Below are 6,000 nucleotides of genomic sequence, written 5' to 3'. Positions count from 1 at the left end.
AGTTGTATGAGGGATAAGGGCAAATTGTAGGTTTTATCTCAGGTTCAAATTTAAGATTTTAGCAGCACTCCAAACTCTACAATTTGCGTATAGTGGTAGCTAATCACTATATCAATCAAGATACAAGTAGCACTGCTACGCAAGGGAGAGGTTATAAACCTTATCGATTAGGCACCAGCACATAGCGACCATTTTCAAAGATCCAGTACATGCCACTTGGGGGTGCAGGTAAACCTAAACGCTGCCAATCACTGATAAACGTATAGGTCGAACTCGAAATACTAGCGCTGGCAGGATCGCCATTGACCCAACTATAGCTCTGCGAATTTTGGATAATCGTAGTCGGTGCTTGATATTGAATACTTATGCCATTTTGCACCTGTGGTGGATATGGACGGTTTGGATAATTGGGATATTGAGGGCGATGAGGATAGTTCGGGTAATGCTGCGGGTAATTGGGAGCATGCTGTGGATAGCTTTGACCATGTTGGGGATAACCAGGCCGATTCATCGACGGTGGGCGGTGTTGTGGTTTTGATGTATCCACACCTTGGTAGTTTGCCCATTTGTTTTCCGCAAAAGTACTGGCCGAAGCACTGATCAGCATCACACCTGCCATTGCATAGAATAATGTTGCTTTCACTCGAGCTTTCCTTCACGGTATATAGATTAAGTATAAAACCCATTTTAGGAGAAAAAATGAATAAAAATCCATCAAATGCAAGAATTTGTTAATTTTCCGACCAAGCTGATCGCACCTTCATGCTAGCCTGTTTTTGATTGGATTATGCTAAGATTGATTTTATTTCGTAGTGGATCAAACGCTGTGTCTGAATTAAGTTTTGACCGACTTCATCAATTTTTTTCGAAAGTACCAAGTATCCAAGAAGCCTTAATCGACTCCTACGGCACCGATGGCAAAAATGCGTGGTGGTTCAAATTTCAAATTAATGTAGATCACCCTTTAGCATGGCAAACTGTTCAAGAATTGGGCCATGTATTGAACTATATTTCTAAAAATGAACGCTTACCGACTCAATTTTTACCGGTTTCTCCGCCACCATATATGAATGGCGAAGCAAAACAATTCTTGTCTTGGGTGATTCAATGTAACCATGCTGACTTTCCACCAGATGTCATCTGTGACTGGTTAGAAGCTCGTTTACCTCAACCGGTAGAAGATGCAGATAAATGGAAAATCAAAACGGATATTAAAGAATTAGATCAAATGTCAGATAAAGATTTAGATCAAATCGTTCCGCCGAATCCTGTACCGAAGAATTAAAACTGATTAAATCCCTCCTAACCTCCCTTTAAAAAAGAGAGGAAAGTCCCTCTTTTTAAAAGAGGGACTTGGGAGATTAAGACAATTCTAAAAAGTAGATATTCCGCTCCATTCCATAAAGCGATACAACACATATTTCAAGGTCGATTCATCCGCATATTTACTATAATCGACACTCATTTGTTTACCATCCAGATTTGACCAAGCAGTATTAAAGTACTGTGATACATCTTTAAAAACTTGAGCATCTTTCACACCGATCACTCGTAAATCAGTTTCTAAATTATAATTTTTCAAGTTACGCGCCGTGAAATTGGCAGAACCTAAAATCATATCGGCTTGATAAGCAGTACGTTTTAAAATCATCTTGCTATGGCACTGCTCACCTTGGGTATTACACCAACGTACATCAATACCCGCCTCATGTAATTCGGATGCTACAGGTCGATTTGGAATGCCATTTTTGGTACGTCCAAAAGCATCCTTATTCGGATCGAGTAATACACGCACTTTCACGCCACGTTCATGCGCAGCAATGAGTGCCTTGATAATTTTACGTTCTGACAAGTAGAACATCGCAATATCAATTTCTGTACCCGCTTTTTGTGCCGTATTAATCATATCTAATACGCCATCATAAATGGCTTTTTCAGTCAGCACCTGTACTTGAGGCTCAGTTTTCGCGGCTTCAACATCCTTAATCACCACAAATGGAATATTGGCTTTGGACATCATGCCTACGGCTTGCTCGGTCTTTAACAGATCAATCGCGGTCATGCCTTTGACGGTTAAGGCCACATTGGAATGTCGTGAGCTACCATCATGTGGATTCATAGAGGTGACTAAACCTTTCCAACCTTCAACGGTATCTACCACCAAGGTTTTACGATGATTGGCTTTAAAGTTGAAAAGATCCATATAGCTGCGAATCGTCACTTTTTCCGTACCTAATGGATTCGGTAACCAACCTTTTTGTGGGTTATTGCCAATATCTTGACAGCAGATATACCAAAAGCCTGACCATGCTGGGTTGGATGCACGAAGCGGTACCAAATTGGTTTCGATCAACTCAATGCCCCCTTGTCGTAATTGACGATAATGTTCGGGTTGAATGCCGCCATATACCGAATTGACTGGGTCAGTAATCACAAAAATTTCCACTTGAGGAGATAGACGACGCTTCAAAATCAGCGCATCGGTCAACTCCTGTGTTAATTGTTCATGTTTTAATTGAGAGTCACCAACTTGCGGATTAAAGAGAAACATATCCAACACAATGGTCGACTGTGCTTCCTCAATCATTTTCAGCATTTCTTTAAAAATGCGATGTTCCTGTTGCTGCTTTCCTTGCGCATCGATATAGGTTTCATCCACTAAAAAGTTCACTTCAGCATGGCGAAGTTTTCCTGTGTAGTTCAACCCTTCTGGGAGTGGCTTTAGCGTGTGATAGGTTGCCGAGGCCAAATAACCTAAAACCAATAAACCAATGACCACACCCACATAGCGACGACGTGACCAATTGAGCTTGTGATGTATTCGTTGAATGATGCGCATAAGAAAAAACCTAGTCTAATGCGCTCAGACTAGGTTTTATTCATTGATTTTTCAAGAGGATTTCTGTGACTTTACCTAGACTTACTTAGAGAAGTCTGTGCAAATTCAATTAGAAACCAAATTCAAGACCAACCGTAAAATTACGACCGACTTGTGGAATATTGGCAAGGAATGACGTATGAGAGTAAACATCTTCATCCAATAAATTATTGGCTTTGAAATAGACTCGATAATCATTTTGATCTTTCAATTGACCACTATAGGCCACACCCAAATTCACCATATTGTAGCCATCTGTTTCACGCTCAAATGCAGTGATTTTGTCTTGTTTGAATACATGTGAATATTCTGCAAGACCTGACCAACCATCGGCAAAGTCAACATCGACCTTAGTTCCTAAGCGCCCTGCAGGCACACGTGGCGCATTTTCACCATCAATTTTGCCGCGTACATAATCACCAAAGACACTGAGTTTATACATATCATTAATGGCATAACCCACTTGAGCTTCCGCGCCATAGAACTTGGCTTTGTCTTGGGTGTAATCAACTAAGCGGAAGTTTTCAAAATTATCTTTGGTTGCAGCATAAATGTAGTTGTCATACCAGTTGTGGTACACATGAACGTGATAATCCAACTGATCTTTTTCATAATGGAAACCTAATTCTAGATTATTAGATTTTTCAACATCTAGATTTTCATTTCCGCGTTCATAGGTATTGGTCGCAAAATGCTTACCATCTGCATAGAGCTCTTGCGCCAATGGCAAACGCTCTTGATGAGAACCCACCAAGGATAATTTATAATTGGGTGCAAACGCCCAGTTCACAGCACCTGAGTAGGAAATACCATAATCGTCATAATCTTTTTGTGCAGAATCGATCTGAATTTTCTGCTGATCGACACGGGCGCCCAGCTCGACATGAAAATCACCAAATTGTTTATGTTCTAAACCAAATACACTCCATTTTTGGGTTTTATTTGGGTTGATCAATGACTCTTCGCCACTGATATTGAGCTTTTGCTGATTGTATTGTGCGCCTATCACCCCTTCCCAATCCGCAATCGGGTTATGCACCAACTCTAAACGACCATCATAGCCCTGACTTTTAAAGGTCGTTGCCGCTGTATCACCTTCAATTTCATCATGTTGATAATCGGTATAACTTGCATGTGCACGGATTTTTTGGAAGCCCGCAAACGGATTCGCAAGTTCGGTACGGAAATCATAGCGTTCTGACTTTAAATCGACCCACGGACCAGCAGCATCATGGTCATGATCGTGGTCGTCATGGGCTGAATGATCATGCTCATCGCTGTGATCATGATTATCATGCCCGTCACAATGCAAATGATCATCATGTGGATGACAGCTTTCATATTCATGACTATGCCCCGGCAAGCCATATTGGTCTTGACGGTTGCTATAAGACAGTCCAGCAAAACCTCGATCATGAATCCATGACGCACCTACACTGACATTTTGCCCTTCTGCAAAGGTGTTGCCAACGCGGCGTTCTTTTTCTAATTCGCCATCATGATCATGGAAATAATTGGGTACGATATAGTCATTGGCTTTACGCTTTGATCCCTCAACTCGCAGTGCAAAATTTTCTCCTAGCGCAGCAGTGACACCTGCACTCGATAATTTTTCGCCACTACCTGAGTTATAACGTAGCCCAACCTGCCCCTCTAAACCATTTTCAGGCATCTGCGTTGGAATTTTTTGATCGGTAACATTCACCAACCCACCAACCGTCCCAGCTGCATATAATAAAGTGGATGGCCCACGAATCACTTCTACTTGTTTCGCTAAAATTGGATCAACCGTCACTGCATGGTCAGGGGATAAAGTTGAAACATCTGCTGTTTCAGATGCATGCTCCAACACTTTGACACGTGGCCCATCTTGCCCACGTATTACAGGTCGACTTGAGCCTGCACCAAACTGATTTGAATACACTCCAGGTTGTCCGGCAATGGCATCACCAATAGTGACTCCACCTTGTGCCAAATCTTTATGCTTAATAATGTTATCTGCAACCGCAAAATCTGCAGCACTTTGATTTAAAGGATGAACCTGAACATTAATCGCCTCTAAAGTTTGTACCTGTTGTTGCTGATCATCAGCATAAATATTGGGTGCAATCACTGCAAAAATTGAGATTGTGATTAAATTCTTATGAAAAGACATTTGGAGAGACTCAAATCTGGCTAATTTTGAATAATGTTATAATATAACATTTCATTACTTTTGCAATAAAAAACATTCTAATCTGCCCAAATCATATACACTCACCGATACCACATTGTATTTATTCATATATTTATTTTAATTCAATGCCTTTTACCATATCCCATGCTGTACTCGCACCGCCTATTTCCAAATTAAGCGGAAATCGCCTGCCTATTGCAGCACTCGCAATTGGTAGCATGGTGCCAGATTTATTCCGTTTATTTACTAATGCTGACTATGCAGGTTCACATCAATGGTCGGGGTTAATTGTTCCAAACTTAATCCTTGGTTTGCTGTTTTGTGTGCTGTGGTATGTGCTCTATCGCCCGATGTTATTTGCTTTTTTTGGTTTAAATAAGCCGCTGAATCTACAGAATTTCAATCAATGCTGTGGGTTTATGCTCAGTCTCATCCTCGCACTCATCATTGGAACTTCGACGCATATTGTTTGGGATGGCTTGACCCATGTTGACTTTCGTACCTTTGCATTTAAGGATCTATTGAGTCTACCGATTCAATTTTTTGGTCATTCATATCCCCTACATCGCGTGTTGCAAATTGGATTATCTGGCTTGGCACTCCCCGTTTTGGCATGGATGATTTATCGTCATCATCTTCACTATCGAAGTACTGTAAACGTCCCCACAACCATCAAAGTCTATGTATATGGTTTAGCGGCCCTGTCTCTAGCTGCGGGAATCGCAAGTTATTTTTATTTTGCTGACAGTATTTACTCAGATGCCTTTGTGCATGACCTGTATGCCTATGTCGGCAAAGCCATTAATTATTTTTTTCGTGCATTTTTGGCCACGTTTAGCCTTGGTAGTCTGATATTTCTGATCTTAAGCAAGAGCACTAACATTTTTTCTACGTCATCGGCTTAAGCCCTTCATTGAGCAAAAATTTGCTGTAAATTTGGCTGTTT

At 41.0% G+C, this 6,000-nt stretch carries 5 protein-coding genes; 2 read left to right on the top strand and 3 right to left on the bottom strand.

Annotated elements, in window-relative coordinates; all coding sequences use genetic code 11:
- Positions 1-160: 160 nt before the first annotated feature.
- Complete coding sequence (locus tag FTV03_RS03185) at positions 161-643, bottom strand: RcnB family protein (RefSeq protein WP_373683898.1); 483 nt, start codon at positions 641-643, stop codon at positions 161-163.
- A 183-nt stretch (positions 644-826) separates the two neighbouring features.
- Between FTV03_RS03185 and FTV03_RS03180 the strand changes: the two genes are divergently transcribed.
- A complete protein-coding gene (locus FTV03_RS03180) occupies positions 827-1,285 on the top strand; it encodes a hypothetical protein (RefSeq protein WP_111885397.1) in 459 nt (152 codons plus the stop codon).
- 87 nt (positions 1,286-1,372) lie between these two features.
- On the opposite strand, the gene FTV03_RS03175 is transcribed toward FTV03_RS03180, so the two are convergent.
- Positions 1,373-2,839: a phospholipase D family protein gene (locus FTV03_RS03175; RefSeq protein WP_111885364.1), complete on the bottom strand. Its 1,467-nt coding sequence runs from the start codon at positions 2,837-2,839 to the stop codon at positions 1,373-1,375.
- A gap of 109 nt (positions 2,840-2,948) precedes the next feature.
- Positions 2,949-5,033: a zinc piracy TonB-dependent receptor ZnuD gene (gene znuD / locus FTV03_RS03170; RefSeq protein ID WP_180039892.1), complete on the bottom strand. Its 2,085-nt coding sequence runs from the start codon at positions 5,031-5,033 to the stop codon at positions 2,949-2,951.
- A 146-nt stretch (positions 5,034-5,179) separates the two neighbouring features.
- Here znuD and FTV03_RS03165 point away from each other — a divergent pair, with 146 nt between their 5' ends.
- The gene (locus FTV03_RS03165) at positions 5,180-5,959 is read left to right on the top strand and encodes a DUF4184 family protein (RefSeq protein WP_180039891.1); all 780 of its coding nucleotides are present in this window, start codon (positions 5,180-5,182) and stop codon (positions 5,957-5,959) included.
- Positions 5,960-6,000: the final 41 nt, after the last annotated feature.

It is taken from the genome of Acinetobacter sp. YH12218 (assembly GCF_013417925.1).
GTDB lineage: Bacteria > Pseudomonadota > Gammaproteobacteria > Pseudomonadales > Moraxellaceae > Acinetobacter > Acinetobacter amyesii.
The sequence above is the reverse complement of the archived record's forward strand: the minus strand, read 5'-3'. Positions and strand labels throughout refer to the sequence as shown.

What these genes read in the sequence shown, in the direction of transcription:
- FTV03_RS03175 (WP_111885364.1), bottom strand. Translation starts at nt 2,839, where the DNA reads ATGCGCATCATTCAACGAATACATCACAAGCTCAATTGGTCACGTCGT.
- znuD (WP_180039892.1), bottom strand. Translation starts at nt 5,033, where the DNA reads ATGTCTTTTCATAAGAATTTAATCACAATCTCAATTTTTGCAGTGATT.
- FTV03_RS03165 (WP_180039891.1), top strand. Translation starts at nt 5,180, where the DNA reads ATGCCTTTTACCATATCCCATGCTGTACTCGCACCGCCTATTTCCAAA.